Raw genomic sequence first — 18,144 nt, forward strand, 5'->3', positions numbered from 1 at the left:
TTTCCGACCCCTCGTCCTCGCCGCGGTCGCTCTCCTGGCCACCACCGCGGCACTCGTCCTCCCGGCGCACCCCGACCGGGCCGAGGCCGCCATCGGCCCGATCACCTGGCAGGACGAGTTCAACGCCCCGGCCGGCGCAGCAGTCGACCAGAGCAAATGGCGCTTCGACATCGGCGGTGGCGGCTGGGGCAACAACGAGCGGCAGTACTACACCAACAGCACCAGCAACGCCGTCCACGACGGACAGGGCAACCTGGTCATCACTGCCCGCCGGGACAACCCCGCCAACTACCAGTGCCACTACGGGCGCTGCGAGTACACCTCGGCGCGGCTGCTGACCGCGTCCACCTTCACCCAGACGTACGGCCGGTTCGAGGCCCGCATCAAGATCCCGCGTGGCCAGGGCATCTGGCCGGCGTTCTGGATGCTCGGCACCGGCGGCGGGTGGCCCGACGCCGGCGAGATCGACATCATGGAGAACATCGGCCGGGAGCCCAACACCGTGTACGGCACCGTGCACGGGCCGGGCTACTCCGGCGGCGGCGGCATCACGGGCAGCCGCACCCTCGGCGGGCCACTCGCCGACGGTTTCCACACCTACCGGGTGGACTGGGAGCCGAATGTGATCACCTGGTACCTGGACGGGGTGCAGTACCACCGGGTCGACCCGGCACGGCTGAACGGTAACCGGTGGGTGTTCGACCACCCGTTCTTCATGATCCTCAACGTGGCGGTCGGCGGCAACTGGCCCGGCTACCCGGACGGCTCCACGCAGTTCCCGCAGCAGATGCTCGTCGACTACGTCCGGGTGTCCGGCTACACGCCCGGCGGTGGCGGCCCGGCCCCGGGCACCAGCCGGATCCGGGGCGCGCAGAGCGGGCGCTGCATCGACATCCCCAGCGCGAACCCGGTCGAGGGCGCCAAGCTGCAGATCTGGGACTGCAACACCACGGCGGCGCAGGCCTGGACCTTCGCCTCCGACGGGACCGTCCGGGCGATGGGCAAGTGCATGGACCCCGCCTGGGCCGGCACCGCCAACGGCACCGAGGTCAACCTGGTCTCCTGCAACGGCAATCCCGCACAGCGCTTCACCCTCAACGCCGCCGGCGATCTGGTCAACCTGAGCTCCAACCGGTGCGTGGACGTCCGGGACGCCAACCCCGCCAACGGTGGCAAGCTGCACCTGTGGGACTGCATCGGCGCGGCCAACCAGAAGTGGTCCCGCGTCTGAGGGCGCCATCAGCCAGCCAGCGGGCCGCCCGAGAAACTTTCGGGCGGCCCGCCGCGTGCTCCACGGATTCGACCGATGACGCTAGAGCTGCCGCGCTGCCCGCTATGTTCGGATTCGACCAATAAGTCCGGCAGCACCGGGAGTGAACTCATGTCGCACCACCTCGACACCCCTCTCGCCGCCCAGAGCGGTCAACTCTTCATCAACGACCTGTTCGTCTTCAACGGCGAGCGCGCCACCGTCTTCGTCATGGACGTCAACAGCTCGGTGACGAAGGCCGACATCAAGCGTGGCTTCCACGCTGAGGCACGCTACGAATTCAAGATCCACTTCAACGGCGGGGAGTTCGAGGAGTTGACCTACCGGGTCGCCTTCGGCGAACCGGACGGCACCGGAAAGCAGACGCTGATGGTGTACGAGCTCACCGGAGCGGATGCCCGCGACGACGCCGCGATGGGCACTCCCGTCGTCGAGGGTCGGACCGGTGAGGTGTCGAGCGGCGGGAACGTCCGGATCTGGGCCGGGCGGATCACCGACCCGTTCTACATCGACCTCGATCAGCTCGCGACCGTCAACGCCGCGTTCAAGAACGGCGCGAAGCTGGACCGCTCGGCGTGGAAGGCCGACGCGGCCAAGAACACCTTCGCCGGCACCACCGTCGAGTCGATCGTCCTGGAGGTCTCCCAGGACGAGCCGCTGCTGCGCGACGGCACGCAGATCGGCGTCTGGTGCACCACCAAGCTGGCGACCGACGCCGGCGGGTGGCGGCCGATCAACCGTGGCGGCCACCCGATGATGTGGCCGATCTTCTGGCCCACCGACACCGACTTCTCCAACCCGGCCAACGCCCGACACCCCAGCAACGACCTCAAGGAGGACGGCGAGGAGATCGCGTCCGCGGTCGCGCGGGTGGTCGCGGCGAACGGGACCGCGCCGGATCCCCAGGCGTACGGCTGGAGCGTGGCAAGGCAGCTGTATCCCGACGTGCTGTCGTACCAGGTGGGGACGGCGGCCAACTACGGCTTCGCGGCCCGCAACGGCCGCACGCTGGCCGACAACGCGCCCGAGGCGATGTTCTCCCTGGTGCTGAACACCGGCGTGACCTCCGGCCTCACCCCGGAGGTGACCAAGGCCGCGCGCGCCGACGCCTTCCCGTACGTGGTGCCGACCTGACCAACCCCCTACACCCGCCTGACCTGGCGTTTCGTAGACGTGAACGGCCGATCAACGATCGCCCGATTCGTCCGAAACCGCACATTTTGCGCCCTTAAGCTCCTGACGCTACTGATGGGCGATTTCACGACGAAGGAGACTTGATGCGCAGGAAACTTCTCGCCGGACTGGCCGGTGTCGCCGCCGTGGTGGCACTCGCGGGGCCGGCCGCGGCCGAGGACACGATCGTGACCCTCACCGTCGACGCGGCCGGTGGCCTCTCGATCACCGTGCCCGCGACGGCGAACATCGGCCACGGCGTCGAGGGCTCGACCGTTTCCGGTCAGCTCGGCCCGGTCACCGTGCTGGACCAGCGCGGGTCCATCACCCCGAACTGGACCGCCACCGTCATCTCCACCGACTTCGTCACCGGCGGCGGCAGCTCCGGGGAGACGATCCCCAACATCAACGTCCTCTACTGGTCGGGTTCCGCGACGGCGACCGCCGGTGGCGGCACCTTCACACCGGGCCAGCAGACTGCGGCGCAACAGCAGATCATCAACGTTCCCCGCACGGCGTTCAGCCACACGGGTGGCACCGGCAACAACTTCGCGACCTGGAATCCCACGCTGGTGGTGAACATCCCGGACGGAACCGTCGGGGGTACCTACACCGGGACGGTGACACATTCGGTGTTCTGAGCCGCTCGGCCGGCTGGTGCTGCTGGCCTCGATCGCTCTCGTGGCGCTCGGGGTACCGGCGGCGCCAGCCGTCGCCGTGCGGGAGCAGCGACACGAACCCGCCGGGGATCCCGCCGCGATCAGCATCCGGATGCTGGACATCCCCGCCAGCCGGGCCGAGGATCCCCGAGCCCGGGTCTACATAGTGGATCACCTCCGGCCCGGTACGACGATCAACCGCCGGGTCGAGGTGCACAACACCTCCGGGGACGAGCAGAAGGTCGAGCTCTACGCCGGGGCGGCGTCGGTCGAGAACAACGCCTTCACCGTTCCCGACGGTCGGGCCGGCAACGAGCTCAGCAAGTGGATACGGCTGAGAACGACGAAGGTCGAGCTGGCTCCGGGCGAGCGGAAGCCGGTCGGCGTCGACATCGCCGTCCCGAGAAGCGCCTCGAAGGGCGAGCGGTACGGTGCGATCTGGGCGCAGGTCACCAGCGCGACGAAGGGGACCGGCAACGTCACCCAGGTCCACCGGGTGGGTGTCCGGGTCTATCTCGACATCGGTCCGGGCGGTGAGCCGCCGACGGACTTCCGCATCGAGGGGCTGGCCGCGCAGCCCGGAACGGGCGAGTTCCCCGTCGTCACCGCGAAGGTCACCAACACCGGCGAACGGGCGCTGGACATGACCGGTCACCTGTCGCTGAGCAAGGAGGCGGTCCGGGCCGGGCCGTTCAAGGTCACCAACGGCGTGACGATCCTGCCGGGCCAGAGCGGGCAGGTCCGCATCGAGATGAACCAGGCCCTGCCCGCAGGTGTCTGGGACGCGCGGGTTCTCCTCGCCAGCGGCACAGTGCAACGCACGGCGGACGGGCGGATCACCCTGCCCGTCGCGGCGCCGATGGTGGTCAAGGCGTCGACGGGGCCGGGCTGGCTGGTCTACTCGCTCGGCGCCGCGACGGCGTTGCTGGTGCTGGTCGCGCTGGCCGTCTGGTATTTCACCCGCCGCCAACGGGCCGGCATCGCGCGCGGTCGCCGGCTGGCCTGACTCTCGATTCACCCTGGGCTGCCCGGCCGTTCCTCCCGAACGGCCGGGCAGTGTGGTCCGCCGGCACGTCCGGACCGGACGCCACCGCTTCGTGCCGTCGGAGGCGCCCATCGCGGAGATGTGCAGCGGCGATCGCCGGCTAGATCACCGAGTGCGTCACGGTCGCCGTGTACTCGCCGACCACCAGCCCCGGCGGAAGCGTCACCGACAGGGTGGGGCTCCAGGTGGCCGAGTTGGCCCCGCTGGGGCCGGACCAGCCGGCCGCCGTACGCGGGGCGTCCAACACCGCGCCGGGCTGCGGCAGGAAGGTGCCGACACCGCTGGTGGCGACGGCTGGCCCGGAGGCGTACCTGATGCTGTCGGTCGGGATGATCCCACCGCCCGCGCCGGTGCCGGTCGTCAACGCCGTGGTTGAGACGACACTGACCCAGCCGGCGGAGTCCGGGCCCCGGTCGTCGACCACGGTCACCGGGCCGAGCTGACCCGAGACGGCTGGCGTGTCCGAGGTGACCACGCCCAGCGAGGCGACGGCTGGCACGCTGATGGACAAGCCGCCCGCCGGGTCGACGACCATTTCGACCGGTCGGGTCGCGCTCTGGTTGAACGAGTCGCTCACCTGGACCGTGAACGACGAACTGCCCGCCGTGGTGGGGACGCCCGAGAGCAGTCCGGTGACCGGGTCGAGGGTCAGCCCGGCCGGCAGGCTTCCGGCGCTGACCGACCAGGTGAACGGGGCCGTGCCACCGTTCACGCCGAGCTGGTCGCGGTAGGGGACGCCGACCCGGCCGGCCGGCGGTGGCGAGAAGTTCAGCGTTGGTGGGGCGTTGACCGTCACCGCCGTGGAGGGCGCCGACTGGGCGCCGGTGCCGCCCGCGTTGGCGGCGGCCACCCGGAAGGTGTACGTGGAGCCCGCTGTCAGGCCGCTGACGACCTGGGTCGTGACGGCGCCGGGATAGGTCCGAGGCGCCTGCGCGACACCGCCGAGGTACGGCGTCACGGTGTAACCGGTGATCGCCGAGCCCCCGTCGGCCGGGGTCGTCCAACTCACCGTGGCCGCGTTGGTTCCCGGGGTGGCCGAGGTGATCGTCGGGGCCCCCGGCAGGGTGTACGGGACCACGGCCGCCGAGGCCGGGCTGGCCGCACCGGCGCCGTACGCGTTCACCGCCGTGACCCGGAACGCGTACGAGGCGCCCACGGTGAGCCCGGTCAGCGTCCGGCTGGTGGTGGAGGCGTCGAACGAGAGCGTCGGCTGGGTCACCCCGTCCCGGATCGGCGTGACGAGGTACCCGGTGATCGGGCTGCCGTTGCTCGTCGGCGCGGTCCAGCTCACGACGGCGCTGGTGATGCCCGGGACCGCGGTGGGCGCGGCCGGGGCGCCGGGTGCGGCGGCGTAGACATAGTTGGCCGACCCGGCGGAGCCTCGGGTGACGACGGTGACGTCCACCGCCGCCGGGGCCGACCGGGCGGGCATCGTGGAGATGCCCAGCGTGCCGTCGGTGTTGGCGGTGAAGCAGCCGGCGGCCGGGCCGGACCTGCACGGCAACAGCAGCACCGCCGTGCCCGCCCGCTGCTCGGCGGCCGTACCGATGGTGATGGCGGTGGCGCCGGTGAGGTTGCTGCCGCCGACGGTGACCGGGACCCCGCCGGCGATCGAGCTCTGGGCCGGCGTGACGGTGACGCCGCTGGGAGCGGTGGCCGGCGCGAGCGGCGTGGTGGACGTGGAGTAGCCCGGGTTCGCGTCGATCGAGGACGAGGTCGCTACCGTCGCCGTCTGGATCAGTGTCGGCGTCACACCGGTTCCGGTCACGGTCGCCGTGACCGTGACCGGTGGCAGGGAGCTCCCCCCGGAAAAGGGCCCGTTGCTGTTCGTGCAGCTGATGGTCTGGCCCGCCGGTGGACCGCAGATCCAGCCGGAGCCGACCGCGCCCCGCGGCACGACACCGGCCGGCACGGTCTGGGTGATCGAGATCGGGGAGTTCTCGGTGGCGCCGGGATCGACCCCGGCGGTGATCGAATAGGTGACCGGGTCACCGGGCTGCGGAGTGGCGCCGACCGAGCTGGTCTGGGACACGTTGAGATCGGGCACCGGATTGAAGGTGACCGCGCGGACGTTGTCGATCTCATGGAAGTCGGTCACCGAGCCGGTGGAGCCCACCCAGCCGAAGGCGAGCTGTCGGGGGAAGCCGGCGGCGGTCAACCAGGACGGTGATGGATACAGGCTCGGCGGCACGACCGGAAGCGCGCCCGCGAGGATGCGCGCTGCCCCGCCCACCGGCGTGAACCGGACCCGGTACTGCCCGGCGGGCGTGGTGAGGCCGGTGTCGGTGGTGAACGGGGAGGACGTGGTGTTGACGACCACCTCGACCGGCACCACCGACGCGGCCCGGGTGGCGGCCCGCAGCGGCAGGCCGGGCGTCGAGGTGCTCCCCGCGGTGCTGTTGACCGCGCAGTAGCCGACCCCGTTGCGGCCCGGACCACGGATCACGACCTGGCCGGGAACCCGCCCGTTGGTGGTCGAGATGTAGGGCGGGTTCGTGCAGCCGGTGCCCTGGTAGAGGCTGTTGCTGAAGTTGCCGAAGACGTCCAGCCCGATGCCCAGGTAGCCGTTGGACAGACCCACCGAGCCGCCGTTGAACGCCGCCGAATAGCCCAGCGATCCACCCGGCTGGCCAATGATGGACGGGGACAGCGGGTTGGCCGGATCAACCGCGGCGAGCGCGAACGCGATGCCGTCCGCGCCCGGGTTGGTGCCGCCGTACTGGTAGGTGTTGAAGCTGACGTGCAGGCCCTGCGACGTCGGCACGCTGACCGCGCCGAACACCCCGCCCTCCCGCGTCGCGGTGGCGGGAGTGAGGCGCAGTTTGCCCGTGCCCTGTGGATCGGTGGACGTGGTGCAGCTCAGGAGCGGGCCGGTGGTCGGATTGCCCGCCGCGCTCAGGCAGGCTGCGTTGCTGGTGATCGAGGGTGGCACGCCCGGCACCGCCACCGCGCCGACGCCGTTCGCGGTGTTGTTGCGGAACGTCTGGTCGAACAGGACCGAACCGGCCGCCGAAGCCGGCCGTGGCGCGACCGCCAGGGCTCCGACGGTGACGGTGACGGCGGCCACCAGCGCGGCGGCGCTCGTTCGACGCCGGCCCGGGAACGACATGCGTACTCCCAGCTTTCACTTCCATCTCAATCTGGACTATAGCCATGTTTCAGGCATCAAGGTCGCGTGCTGGGATAAAGACCATGAAAGCGGACCGACCTCTCCGGTCACGCCGGGGAGGTCGGTCCGCAGGGGGCTGGAGGCGCTGTCAGCCCTCGATGTCTCGCGGGTCGCGGCTGCGCGGGTACGTGTTCTTCTCCCCGATCGTGCCGTCCTGCTTCTTGATCACGTGCTCGACGCCACGGTCGGCTGCCATCTCGCGACCCTGGGCCTGCGCGTCGGCCTTGGAGTCATGCGTGGTGCTGGCCCGCTCGTTGCCCTCGGGCCGGTTCTTCCACTGCCCGTCCTCGTGGTACGTGTCGACGTCACCCTTGGTCATCGCCGGCTCCTCCCTGCGTCTGAACTGTCACCTCATCAGTTGCCCGGAGCCGTTCTGGGCAAACGTGGGTCCCAGGGTCCTCAACAGACGATGACGCTGCCCGTCACGTGGACTGGCAGTTGCTGCTCGTCCGCTTGATGATCTGTTCGCGCTCGTCGGTGGTGATACCCGACGGCTCCCCGTCGAAGTGCGTCTCCACCTTGTCCCAGCCGCGGCGCTGCTCGTAGTGCAGGTGGGGGGCGCCGGAGTTGCCGGTGCTGCCGAGCTTTCCGATCTGGTCGCCCTGGGCGACCCGCTGACCCTCCCGGACCAGCGGCGGCTCCAGCAGGTGCAGATACTGGGTCTCCCACTTGCCGCCGTGGTCGATCTTCACCCAGTAGCCGCCACCGCGACCACGCGGGCCCTCCGGATTCTCCGGGTTACGCCCGCCCACCGACCCGTTGACGCCCGCCACCGTGACCGTGCCGGCGTACGACGCGAGCACCGGTCGCCCCCACGCCTCACCTTCGGTCGGAAACAGGTCGACGTCGAAGTCGTCGTGGCCGGGATAGGTGCTGAGCTGCCAGGTCTCGCCGCACGCGACGGGAAGTTGAAAGAGCGGACGCGGGCCGGGCGACCGCAGCATCGGTACGACGACCAGGGCGGTGCCGATGAGGGCCACGACCGCGACGACCGCGAGGAGAACCCGGACGGTGCGAGTGCGGACGCGGCGGTGGCTGCGGACTCTGGTGGGGTGGCCGGTCGTCACCGCACCGAGCATGGCAGACCCCGGCAACGCGGCAACTCCGGGTCGCGCTCGCCGCCCGAGGTGACATTGCAGTCGTATCGCCAAACGGGTACGGTGGGATGCAATGCAGTTGCATTGAATACCAGAGAGGTCCCCTCATGCACGTGATCCCGCTGTCCGAGGCAACCCCCGACCTGGTCGACCTGGTGGGCGGCAAGGCGGCCGGACTGGGCGAGCTGATCCGGCTGGGCGAACGGGTCCCCGAGGGGTTCTGCGTCACGGCCGAGGCTCACCGGGTCGGTGTCATCCCGCAGGCGGAGATCGTCGCCGCGTACGAGCGGCTCGGCGCGGGCCCCGTGGCCGTGCGCTCCAGCGCCACGGCGGAGGACCTGCCGGACGCGAGTTTCGCCGGGCAGCAGGACACCGTCCTGAACGTCACGGGCGCCACCGAGCTGATCGCCGCGATCGAAAAGTGCTGGGACTCTCTGCACACCGCCCGCGCGACCGCCTACCGCGACGCCCGTGCCATCGATCATGGGGCGGTGCGGATGGCCGTCGTCGTGCAACGCATGATCACCCCTGCGGTCGCGGGAGTGCTGTTCACCGCGAACCCCCTGACCGGCCGCCGCGACGAGATGGCGGTCGACGCGGCGCCGGGGCTCGGCACCACCGTGGTGGACGGCGCCACGACCGTGGACCACTACGTCCTCGACGGCGTCACCCGGGACGACGCGGGATGCCTGACGGCGGCGCACCTGGCGGAGCTGCGGACCACCGGTGCGCGGCTACAGGATCACTTCGGCCGCCCACAGGACGTGGAATGGGCGATCGACGGGGACGGCCTGCTGTGGTTGTTGCAGTCGCGGCCGATCACCAGCCTCTTCCCCCTCCCTCCCGGGACCGGCAAGCCCCTCCCCCGCGTCTACCTGGAGTTCGGCCACGTTCAGGGCATGCTGCAACCGGTCACGCCGATGGGCATGGCCACACTGCGGACCCAGATCGCCGCGATGCTCGCCTCGCTCGGCGTCCGCGTCGAGATCGTCGACATCGGCGGCCGCCTCTACGGTGACCTGACCGAGCTGGCCCGGAGCCGGTCGTCCCGCAAGCGCCTGGTCAAGCTCATGGCGGTCGACTTCGGCCCCCGGGCGCAGGCGGTGATGGAGCACGTCCTGACGGATCCGCGGTTCGCACCGACCACGGGCAGCACCCGACGCGGCGCGACGGGCGGAGCCGCGTCCCTGCGTACGGCCGGCCGCGCGGTGGTGGGGATCCTGCGCGCGCTGGCCCGTCCCGACGCGGCGCGGATCCGGATGTTCGAGGCGATCGAGCAGATGAGACAACGGTCGGCCGCTCCCGGTGACCTGCGAACCGCCGCCGACCGCCTGCGCTTCCTGCGGGCCGAGGACACCGAGGACAGCGCCGACGCCATCATGTGGCCCATCGTGGCGGGGATGCTCGCCGCCGCGTTGCCGGCTGCGCTGCTCAAGGGTGTCGCGAGCGCGGACGAGATCCACCACGTGCTGGGCGGGATGCCGCACAACGTGACCATCGAGATGGATCTGGCACTCTGGCGGCTCGCCCGGGGCGCGGACGAGCACCGTCAACTCCTGCTCGACACCCCGCCGGACGAACTGGCCGCCCGCCACCTGCGCGGCGAGCTGCCCGACATCGGGATGGCCGCGTTCCTGGACGCCTACGGTCATCGCGGCGTCGCCGAGGTCGACCTCGGCGTACCGCGCTGGGCGGAGAATCCGGCACCGGTCTTCGCGGCGATCGCCAACTACCTGCGGGTCACCGACCTCGAGCAGGGGCCCGACCGGCGGTTCGAACGGGCCGCCGCGGCGGCCGAGACCGCGCTCAAGGACCTGGTCGTACGGGCCCGCCGTCGCCGGCCGGTACGCGGCACGATCGCCGGGTTCCTGCTCCGCCGCGCGCGGTCGTTGGCCGGCCTGCGGGAGGCCGGCAAGTTCGCCGGGCTGTACCCGCTGCGGGAGACGCGCCGGCAACTGCTGCTCATCGGCGCCGACCTGACCGGCGCCGGCCTGCTGGAGCAGCCCGACGACATCATGTTCCTCACCCTGGACGAGGTGGAGGCCGCCGTGCACCAGGGCACCGACCACCGGGTCACGGTCGGTGCCCGCAGAGCGGTGCACCGCCGGGAGCTGCGTCGCAGGTCGGTACCGGTGGCGTTGCTGTCCGACGGCACCGACGTGGAGACCGTCCTGCCGGCGGCCCCCGCCCCCGACGGCACCCTCGCCGGTGTGGGCGCGTCGGCGGGCCGGGTGACCGGCCCCGCCCGGGTCGTGCACGACCCCGGCACCGCCCACGTCGAGCCCGGCGAGGTTCTGGTCGCCGCGACCACCGACCCCGGCTGGACGCCGTTGTTCCTCACCGCCTCGGCGCTGGTCACCGAGACCGGCGCGATCATGGCGCACGGCCCCACCGTGGCCCGGGAGTACGGCATCCCCGCCGTCATCTGCGTGCCCGACGCCACCCGGACCATCTCCACCGGTCAGCTCGTCACCGTCGACGGCGGCGCCGGAACCGTCACCGTCCACCGACCGCCGGCTCACGACCACGAGGACGAGGAATGACCGACACGAAGGTCCCGACGAGGGCGAAGGTGACTCCGCTGCTCCGCCGTGCGGCCGCCATGGAGGGAGCCATGTGGCGCAGCCTGTACGTGTGGGCACGGCGCAAGCCCCTGCCGCTGGCACCGGGCGACGACCCGTTCGGCTACCTCGGCGTGGTCAAGCCGATCCTCGGCATCTTCATCGCCCTGTCCGTCGTGGAGATTCCGATCTTCGACCTCATCGTCACCCGCGTGGTGCCGTGGCGGCCGGCCCGCTGGATCGTGCTCGGCCTCGGCATCTGGGGTCTGCTCTGGATGGCCGGCCTCTACGCGAGCATGCAGATCCACCCGCACATCGTCGGTGACAAGGGCCTGCGGGTACGGCTGAGTTCGGGCATCGACATCTGGATCCCGTGGACGGACATCGAGGCCCTGCGCAAGCGTTACCGCTCGCTGCCCTCGAGCAAGTCGGTGCAGGTCGAGCAGGAGGGCGAACGCCGCGTCCTGAACATCTCGGTCGGCAGTCAGACCAGCGTCGACGTCCTGCTGCGCCGGCCGACGACCTTCGACCTGCCCAAGGGCCGGTCCGAGCCGATGGACGAGCTGCGGCTCTACGCAGACGATCCCGACGGCCTCCTGCGCAGCGCTCGCGGCACCCCCGCGACCGGAACCGTCCGCCGGTAGCTGCCGCGCGCTGGCGGAGTGTCCGGGCCAACCACTCTGAGATGATCGAGGTCATGCCCAAGAAGGTCGATCACCAGGAGCGACGCACCCTCATCGCTGACGCGCTGATGCGGGTCGCCGCGGATCAGGGCCTGGAGGCCGTCAGCCTCCGTCACGTGGCTGCCGAGGCCGGCGTGTCCGCCGGCATGGTCCAGCACTACTTCCGCACCAAGGACGAGATGATGGCGTTCGCGCTGAGCGTGGTCCGCGAACGCGGCCAGATCCGGGTCACCGGGGCGATGGAGCGACTGGGCCCGGACCCCTCCCCCCGGCTGCTGCTGCGCACGATGATCGCCGCCCTGCTGCCACTCGACGAGCGGACCCGCGACGACGGCCGGGTGGCGCTGGCGTTCCTCGCGTACACCGCCGTGCGGCCCGCGGCCGCGCCCAGCCTGCGCGAGGACACCGCGCAGCTGACCGGGTTCATCGCCAGCCTCCTGCCCCCTCGGAACGCCGACGCCGCCGCGGCCGGCCTGCTGGCGCTCATGGAAGGGCTGGGCGTCTATCTGCTGGGTGGGCAGTACACCGCGGAGCAGGCCATGGCGGCGCTGGATGCCCACCTCGACCTGCTCTTCGGCGTCGACGCTGCCTGAGCAGCGGCCGACGGGAGCCGAACGCGCTCAGCAGCGGGGCACGTTCGGGATGTACCCGTCGTAGCCGGTCAGCACGTACGCGTCGGAGACGTAGCGGTTGGTGCCGATCCGGTTCCAGACGGCGGTCGTGCCGTACGGGCCGGTGACCGTGGTCCCGACGGCCTGGCAGTAGATGGCGACGGTGGCGCCGTCGGCGACCGAGCCGACGACCGGATAGCCGGCGCCCGGGCCGGAGCGCACGTTGAGGTTGGCCGACTCGGTGTTCACCGTGCCGGACCCGATGCCGGTGATTCCGTTCACCAGTTGCAGGTAGTAGGTCCAGTTCCAGTTCGGGCCGGGGTCCGTGTGCGTGGCGCCGGGCACCTCGACGTGCCCGATGATGTGCGCCCGGTCCCTCGGGATGCCGTACTTCGTCGTGAGGGTGCGGGTGAGCGCCGCCGACGAGCGGTACATCGCGTCGGTGAACCACGCGGGGTTGTCGACGTACCCCTCGTGCTCGATGCCGATCGACTGGGTGTTGTAGGTCCAGTTGCCGGCGTGGTGGGCGATGTCCTTTTCCCGGACCGACTGGGTGACGGCCCCGTCGGAGGACCGGAAGGTGTAGTGCGCGCTGACCTTGGCCGCCGGGTTCTGGAACCAGCTGATGGAGCCGGCGTAGGAGCCCTGCGTCATGTGGATGACCACGCGGGTGACCGGGTGGCTGCCCGGGCGGCTGGCCACCGTGTAGTTGCTCGTGCTGGCCGGCGCCCACGCGGCCGGCCCGTAGTCGGTGCTGAGGGTGCCGATTCCGCCGAGCACCGCGGCCCGCTCCAGGACGCCCCGCCGGGGCGCGACCGGCCGACCCGCCACCGCCTCGCCGCGCGCCGAGGTGAATCCGGCGCGCAGCAGGTCGTAGACGGTGTCCGCGTGCAGCCGCGCGATCGACGGGTCGCTGGCGCCGCCGTACCGGGCGATCGGCGCGTACCAGGCGTTCACGTCGTCGCGGGTCGCGGCGGTGAGGCCGGTCTGATCGGCGTACGCGCGCAGCACGGCGGCCGCCCCGAGAACGTTCGCGGCGGGTTCGGTCCGCAACGCGGCCTGGCTCAGCCGGGTGAGCGCCACCGCCTCGTCCAGGGTGCGCACCTGCGGGTTGCTCGCCAGGTGCATGAGCCCGTACCCGCCGGCGGCGCTCGCCGTACCGGCGTGCATGTCCAGCCGCGACTCGGCGTACCCCAGCGCCAGCAGCAGGTCGCGCGGGACGTCGTACCGGGCGGCAGCGGTGTCGAACGCGGCGTTCAGCGGGCCGGACGACACCGGCGCCCCGGCCGGGTCGGCAGCCGCCGGTGACACGGCCACGACGGAACCGGCCAGGGCGGTGGTCAGGGTGAGCAGGCCGCCGAGCAGGAGCCGACCCCGGCGGAAGGTGCGTACGGCCATTGCCACTCCTTGCGATGGATGGGGTCGGTCTGCCGGTGAGCCGCCGGCCTCGGCGGTCCGGCTAATCAGCACCAGCCGTTGACCGGACCGTTCACACCGGTCCAGAGGTAGGCGTCGGACACCCAACTGCCGTCGCTCAACCGGTCCCAGAGCGCGGTGGTGCCGTACCGCCCGGTGTGGGAGGTGCCGTTGGCGGAGCAGGAGACGGAGACGGTGGCGCCGTCGGCCAGCGAGCCGAGCGCTCCGTAGCCCGTGCCGGGCCCGGCGCGACGGGTCAGCGCCCCGCCGCCGTTCGCGTCGACCACCGCCTGGGTGAGGCCGAGCGCGCCGTAGTTGTACAGACCCGCTCCCGCACCGGCCCAGGCCGAACCGTGCCGTGCCCCGCCCTGGTACGCGGCGGCGCCGTTGGCCAACACCCACTTGCCGATGTCGTGGTCGGCGATCGGCACGTACGCGCTGTTCTGCCGCAGCCCGAAGTGGACGTGCCGACCGTAGGCGGCGCCGCCGCAGGTGACGTCCGTGCCGGTGTTGCCCAGGAAGGCGCCCTGACCGACGCTGGCGCCGTTGACGGAGATGCTGTTCCAGAGGTGGTAGTAGTCGGTCGAGTAGCCCCGGTCGTGAATGACCCGGATCCACCCCTGACACATCGTGTACGCCGCGCCGGCCCGGGCCGCTCGGACCACCTGGTCGCCGCCGGCCAGGTCGACCGAGCTGTACGGCGACTCGTTCCCGCCCCAGCCGTGCGGGCCGCTGGTGAGCGTCCACGTCTGGCCCACCGCGAACGGCAGGGCCATGCCGGTCCGGTAGTCCCCGCCCGCGTACATCGGGGTCGGGGTGGTGGTGAGAACGGTCCTCTCCCGACCGTTCACCAGGGGCGACTCGGCGGACAGGTCGCCGAAGGCCGCCTCACCGTCGAAGGCGACCCGCCACCCGGACGGGTCCTGCCGGGCGATGAAGACCGAGCCGGTCGGGTGGGCGTCCTCCTGGCGAGGCGCGAGGGCGACGGCGGTGCCGAACGCCCACCGGCCGCTGGTGCGGCTGACGGTGATGCGGGTGTCCCGCGCGGCCACGGCCGTGTGCGGGCCGGCCGAGCCGAGCAGTTTGGCGGTCACCGCGGCGGTGAGGGCGGGGGTGTCGGCCGCAGCGGCGGCGGCGCTGGGCGCCGCCCCGATGAGGCTCGTGACCGTCAGCAGGGCCGTGGCCGCGCCGGCGGACCATCGTCGAGCGTGTCTCATGGTGACCTCGCTTCCGGGATGTGGGGTCAGGCCGGGACCACGGAAAGCCGGGGGCCGGCGGCGGGCGGCGTGCCGGCCAGGCTGAGCAGGGTGTGTCCGGTGGCGTCGTCGACCACGGCGACCCGCACCGCGTCGGGTTCCCGGTCGGTCAGTGGCACGGCGAACACCGCCGTCACCAGGCGGCCCTGGTATCGGGCGGCATGCCCGACGAAGCGCCAGTCGCCGTCGTCCCAGTGCTCGCGTACGTCGGAGCGGAGCAGCGGCGCCACCCGCCGGTAGGCGTCGCTGAGTTGCAGTTGCTGCACGGTGGCGAGCAGCGGCACGCCGGAGCCACCGCGCAGCGGATGGGTCAGCCGGGCCCGCAGCCGGCGCAGCGGCAGCAGCCAGACGTGGTCCAGCTCCGGCGAGAGCGCCACCACGGCGGCAAGTTCGACGAGCAGCACGCCGACACCGGCCGCCGGCCGCCCGGCCAACGCGGTCGACCAGCCCTCGGTGGCCAGCAGAGCCGACCCGCCCGCCACCGCCAGCAGTCCGGCCCGTGCCAGGCTGCGCCCGGAGACCGGGGTGGGCCGGGCACTCAGGCAGCCGCAGGAGGAGGTCGGGGCGGCGCGGCGGGCGTACGCGAGGTAGCCGAGGAAGGCGACGGCCAGCACGGTCGCGGCCAGCGCCTCGGCGCGCAGGACGGGTGGCAGCAGGAGCAGCCCGCCGAGGGTCACTTCGATGCCGCCCAGCAGCCGGTACGCGGGCAGCGCCCGGTCCTGCCCGACCAGCCGGGCGAGCGCGGACCGGTTGGCGACCGCTGCGGCGTGCGTGCTGACGAGCTTGACGCGGGCGGACCAGATCAGTACCGCGCCCACGACCAGTGGCTGGAGCGTCGCGATCAGGTCGATCATGATTCTCCCCTCGAATGTCTCCGGCGGGCGGCACGCCGATGCGCGGAGGCGCGCCGCCCGGGGGTCCGGTCAGGCGGCGGCGTAGACGGTGGCGATGTCGACCTCGTTGGTGTCCGGGTGCCAGGCGCCGAGCACCTGGACGTGCCGACCGACCCGCAGCAGCGACAGGTCGCTGACCGCCGGGGTGCCGTTGTAGACCGCGGCGGACCGGTCGGGCACGACGTGCGCGACGATCCGTCGACCCTGGTGGTCGAGGTGCAACACGTTGCGGCCGACCGCGGCGATGTGCCCGTGCAGGTTGACGATGTTGAGCCAGACGGAGTCGGCGGCGAGTGTGCCGTCGGGCAGGCGGACACCGCGGGCGTAGAGCCCGTCGCCGATGGCCACCTTGTCGAACGTGGTGGGGTGCAGCTTCCAGATGCTCGTGCCGTCGGTGATCCGGATCGAGTGCAGCACGGTGTCCGAGCCGGTGACCAGCAGCATGCTGCCGGAGATCTTGCTGATCCGACCCTCGGCGAAGTTCGGGTCGGGCGCGCCCGAGTCGATGGTCGCGGGTTCGGCGGCGAAGGCCGCCTCGGGGGCCAGCGAGCCGAGGCCGGTGGCCCCGACCACGCCGCCGAGCGCCGCGGTGGCGAGCAGCCGCCGGCGGTCCAGGGTCTGGTTCATGGTGGCGCCCTTTCGTTCAGACCGTGTCGACCGAGCAGGGCCGGAGCCCCGCGGAGAGACTGGCGATCGCGCTGTACGCGGCCGGGGTGAGATCGATGATCCGGTTGCTGCCGCAGGCGGAGCCGCAGCAGGTGCGCTCGCCGCAGAACAGGTCGGTCTGCGGCCCGCAGTCGGCGATCGTGGTGCCGACCCGGGCGCCGTTGCAGAGGTTGGTGGTGTAGTGCCGGAAGCCGCAGCCGCGCCGGGCCATCCCGGTCACCCCGCACCGGTCCGGGCGGGTGATGGCCAGACACGCGTCCGAGGTGTTCGGCCAGGCGTGCTGGTAGTTGCCCGAGCTGCAGGTGCCGCAGGCGCCGCCGCCGGCCGTGCCGCAGGGACCCCAGGCGCTGCCGCAGCAGAACCAGGACACCTCGCCTCGCAGAGCTGCCATGGGTGCCTCCTCTCTGGCATGAGGATTAACAGAGACGGATATCAATATTGATGACGATTGTTGTGTAGCAAACTGTCGAAGTCAACGGACTGATCGAAGGTTTTCTACGTACTGTTTGCCGCGTCCGGCGTCGGCACCCCTGGTGAACGGGCGAGGATGGGCCGATGAGCCGCGTTCTTCGGTCCCGGCCGGTGCTGGTGGAGGAGGCGCACCGGGCAACCCCCTTCGAGATCTTCTTCGGGACGGCCCTCTATCTCGTCGGCCGGTTCCTGTTCCTGCGGCTGACCGTCCGCACCTCGCCGGGTCAGCTCGTCGGGATCGGTGTGACGCTGCTGCTGGTGCCCGTCGCCGGGTTCGTGCCCGCACAGGTGGCCATGGGCCTGCTCGCCGCCTTCCTCGCCACCCTGGCCCTGTACGAGAGGCTGACCCTGACCGCGCTGGTCGACTAGCAACGTCGCGTCACCGACCACTGCGGATCGACGAGGATTGTGCCGGGCCCGTCCCGCGTGACAGTGTGCGGAGACTCGGGGCCGGAGGGGGCGGTTGCACATGCTGACGATCGATGAGGTGACCGTCGGGTACGGCGACGCGCCACCCGTCCTCCGGGACGTGACGGTGACGGTCCGCCCGGGTCGGGTGCTGGCGTTGACCGGGTCGTCGGGCGCGGGCAAGACCACCCTGCTCAACGCCATGGCGGGGCTGCTGCGGCCGCGCGACGGCGCGGTGACCGTCGAGGGACATCGGCTGCGCGACCGTGATCACGCGGTGGACCACCGGATCGTTCTCATCCCGCAGGACAACGGGCTGGCCCCGATCCTGACCGCCGCGGAGAACGTGCAGGTGGCCCTCGTCGCCGGCGGCGTGGCACCACCCGAGGCGCGCCGGCAGACCGCCGCGACGCTCGCTCAGCTCGGTCTCGCCGGCCAGGCCGACCAACTGGTCGAGGAGCTGTCCGGAGGCCAGCAGCAGCGTACGGCCATCGCCCGCGGCCTGGCGCTGCGCGGCGGCGTGCTGCTGGCCGACGAGGTGACCAGCGAACTGGACGCGGGCAACCGGCAACGGGTGCTGGATCTGCTGCACGACGAGGCCCGGCGGGGCGCGGCCGTCGTGTTCGCCACCCACGACGCCGAGGTGGCCGCCTCCTGTGCGGCGGAGCTGCACCTGGTCGACGGGCGGGCGGAGATCGTGCGCGGTTGAGACCCGGCCGGTAGGTAACCGGTCCGCATCGATCCGCACACGCGGGGCGGTGGGCGC

General features: G+C 71.7%; 17 protein-coding genes. 9 read left to right on the forward strand and 8 right to left on the reverse strand.

The window, feature by feature from the left end; translation table 11 throughout:
• The 4 genes from EAD98_RS21025 to EAD98_RS21040 all read left to right on the forward strand — a co-directional run.
• A partial coding sequence (locus tag EAD98_RS21025; RefSeq protein WP_368666165.1) for a family 16 glycosylhydrolase occupies positions 1 to 1,231 on the forward strand: 1,231 nt, incomplete at its 5' end.
• A 150-nt stretch (positions 1,232 to 1,381) separates the two neighbouring features.
• Positions 1,382 to 2,404, forward strand: a complete 1,023-nt coding sequence (locus EAD98_RS21030) for a DUF4331 family protein (RefSeq protein WP_121655758.1) — start codon at positions 1,382 to 1,384, stop codon at positions 2,402 to 2,404.
• A 143-nt stretch (positions 2,405 to 2,547) separates the two neighbouring features.
• Positions 2,548 to 3,084, forward strand: coding sequence for a hypothetical protein (locus tag EAD98_RS21035; protein ID WP_121655759.1), 537 nt, complete (start codon positions 2,548 to 2,550; stop codon positions 3,082 to 3,084).
• 40 nt (positions 3,085 to 3,124) lie between these two features.
• Positions 3,125 to 4,108: a hypothetical protein gene (locus EAD98_RS21040; RefSeq protein ID WP_147457457.1), complete on the forward strand. Its 984-nt coding sequence runs from the start codon at positions 3,125 to 3,127 to the stop codon at positions 4,106 to 4,108.
• 139 nt (positions 4,109 to 4,247) lie between these two features.
• On the opposite strand, the gene EAD98_RS21045 is transcribed toward EAD98_RS21040, so the two are convergent.
• The 3 genes from EAD98_RS21045 to EAD98_RS21055 form a co-directional block, all read right to left on the reverse strand.
• Positions 4,248 to 7,256 (reverse strand): fibronectin type III domain-containing protein, encoded by a 3,009-nt coding sequence (locus EAD98_RS21045; RefSeq protein WP_121655761.1) that lies wholly within the window; start codon positions 7,254 to 7,256, stop codon positions 4,248 to 4,250.
• A 148-nt stretch (positions 7,257 to 7,404) separates the two neighbouring features.
• Complete coding sequence (locus EAD98_RS21050; protein ID WP_121655762.1) at positions 7,405 to 7,635, reverse strand: DUF2188 domain-containing protein; 231 nt, start codon at positions 7,633 to 7,635, stop codon at positions 7,405 to 7,407.
• A 103-nt stretch (positions 7,636 to 7,738) separates the two neighbouring features.
• Positions 7,739 to 8,395 (reverse strand): M23 family metallopeptidase, encoded by a 657-nt coding sequence (locus EAD98_RS21055; protein WP_121655763.1) that lies wholly within the window; start codon positions 8,393 to 8,395, stop codon positions 7,739 to 7,741.
• Between the two features lie 125 nt (positions 8,396 to 8,520).
• On the opposite strand from EAD98_RS21055, the gene EAD98_RS21060 reads away from it, so the two are divergent.
• Genes EAD98_RS21060 through EAD98_RS21070 form a run of 3 tightly spaced genes read left to right on the forward strand, consistent with a single transcriptional unit; the run spans position 8,521 to position 12,250 of the window.
• Positions 8,521 to 10,956 (forward strand): PEP/pyruvate-binding domain-containing protein, encoded by a 2,436-nt coding sequence (locus EAD98_RS21060; RefSeq protein ID WP_121655764.1) that lies wholly within the window; start codon positions 8,521 to 8,523, stop codon positions 10,954 to 10,956.
• The gene (locus EAD98_RS21065) at positions 10,953 to 11,618 is read left to right on the forward strand and encodes a hypothetical protein (RefSeq protein ID WP_121655765.1); all 666 of its coding nucleotides are present in this window, start codon (positions 10,953 to 10,955) and stop codon (positions 11,616 to 11,618) included. Before EAD98_RS21060 ends, EAD98_RS21065 begins: the two co-directional genes overlap by 4 nt.
• A gap of 53 nt (positions 11,619 to 11,671) precedes the next feature.
• A complete protein-coding gene (locus EAD98_RS21070) occupies positions 11,672 to 12,250 on the forward strand; it encodes a TetR/AcrR family transcriptional regulator (protein WP_121655781.1) in 579 nt (192 codons plus the stop codon).
• A 27-nt stretch (positions 12,251 to 12,277) separates the two neighbouring features.
• Here the strand turns inward: EAD98_RS21070 and EAD98_RS21075 are convergent, their stop codons facing one another.
• From EAD98_RS21075 to EAD98_RS21095, 5 genes are all read right to left on the reverse strand, one after another.
• Entirely contained in the window at positions 12,278 to 13,666 is a 1,389-nt protein-coding gene (locus EAD98_RS21075; protein WP_121655766.1) for an N-acetylmuramoyl-L-alanine amidase, read from the reverse strand.
• A gap of 65 nt (positions 13,667 to 13,731) precedes the next feature.
• On the reverse strand, positions 13,732 to 14,901 hold the full coding sequence (locus EAD98_RS21080; RefSeq protein WP_121655767.1) for a peptidoglycan DD-metalloendopeptidase family protein: 1,170 nt from the start codon (positions 14,899 to 14,901) through the stop codon (positions 13,732 to 13,734).
• Between the two features lie 26 nt (positions 14,902 to 14,927).
• Positions 14,928 to 15,794 carry a MauE/DoxX family redox-associated membrane protein gene (locus EAD98_RS21085; protein ID WP_199723483.1) on the reverse strand — a complete coding sequence of 289 codons (867 nt, stop codon included), beginning with the start codon at positions 15,792 to 15,794 and terminating at the stop codon, positions 14,928 to 14,930.
• A 69-nt stretch (positions 15,795 to 15,863) separates the two neighbouring features.
• The gene (locus EAD98_RS21090) at positions 15,864 to 16,460 is read right to left on the reverse strand and encodes a cell wall protein (RefSeq protein ID WP_121655768.1); all 597 of its coding nucleotides are present in this window, start codon (positions 16,458 to 16,460) and stop codon (positions 15,864 to 15,866) included.
• 16 nt (positions 16,461 to 16,476) lie between these two features.
• Entirely contained in the window at positions 16,477 to 16,890 is a 414-nt protein-coding gene (locus EAD98_RS21095) for a hypothetical protein (RefSeq protein WP_121655769.1), read from the reverse strand.
• 164 nt (positions 16,891 to 17,054) lie between these two features.
• Between EAD98_RS21095 and EAD98_RS21100 the strand changes: the two genes are divergently transcribed.
• Complete coding sequence (locus EAD98_RS21100; RefSeq protein ID WP_121655770.1) at positions 17,055 to 17,339, forward strand: hypothetical protein; 285 nt, start codon at positions 17,055 to 17,057, stop codon at positions 17,337 to 17,339.
• 100 nt (positions 17,340 to 17,439) lie between these two features.
• Positions 17,440 to 18,087, forward strand: a complete 648-nt coding sequence (locus tag EAD98_RS21105; RefSeq protein ID WP_121655771.1) for an ABC transporter ATP-binding protein — start codon at positions 17,440 to 17,442, stop codon at positions 18,085 to 18,087.
• Positions 18,088 to 18,144: the final 57 nt, after the last annotated feature.

This window comes from Micromonospora sp. CV4 (genome assembly GCF_003667455.1).
In the GTDB taxonomy this organism is placed as follows: Bacteria; Actinomycetota; Actinomycetes; order Mycobacteriales; family Micromonosporaceae; genus Micromonospora.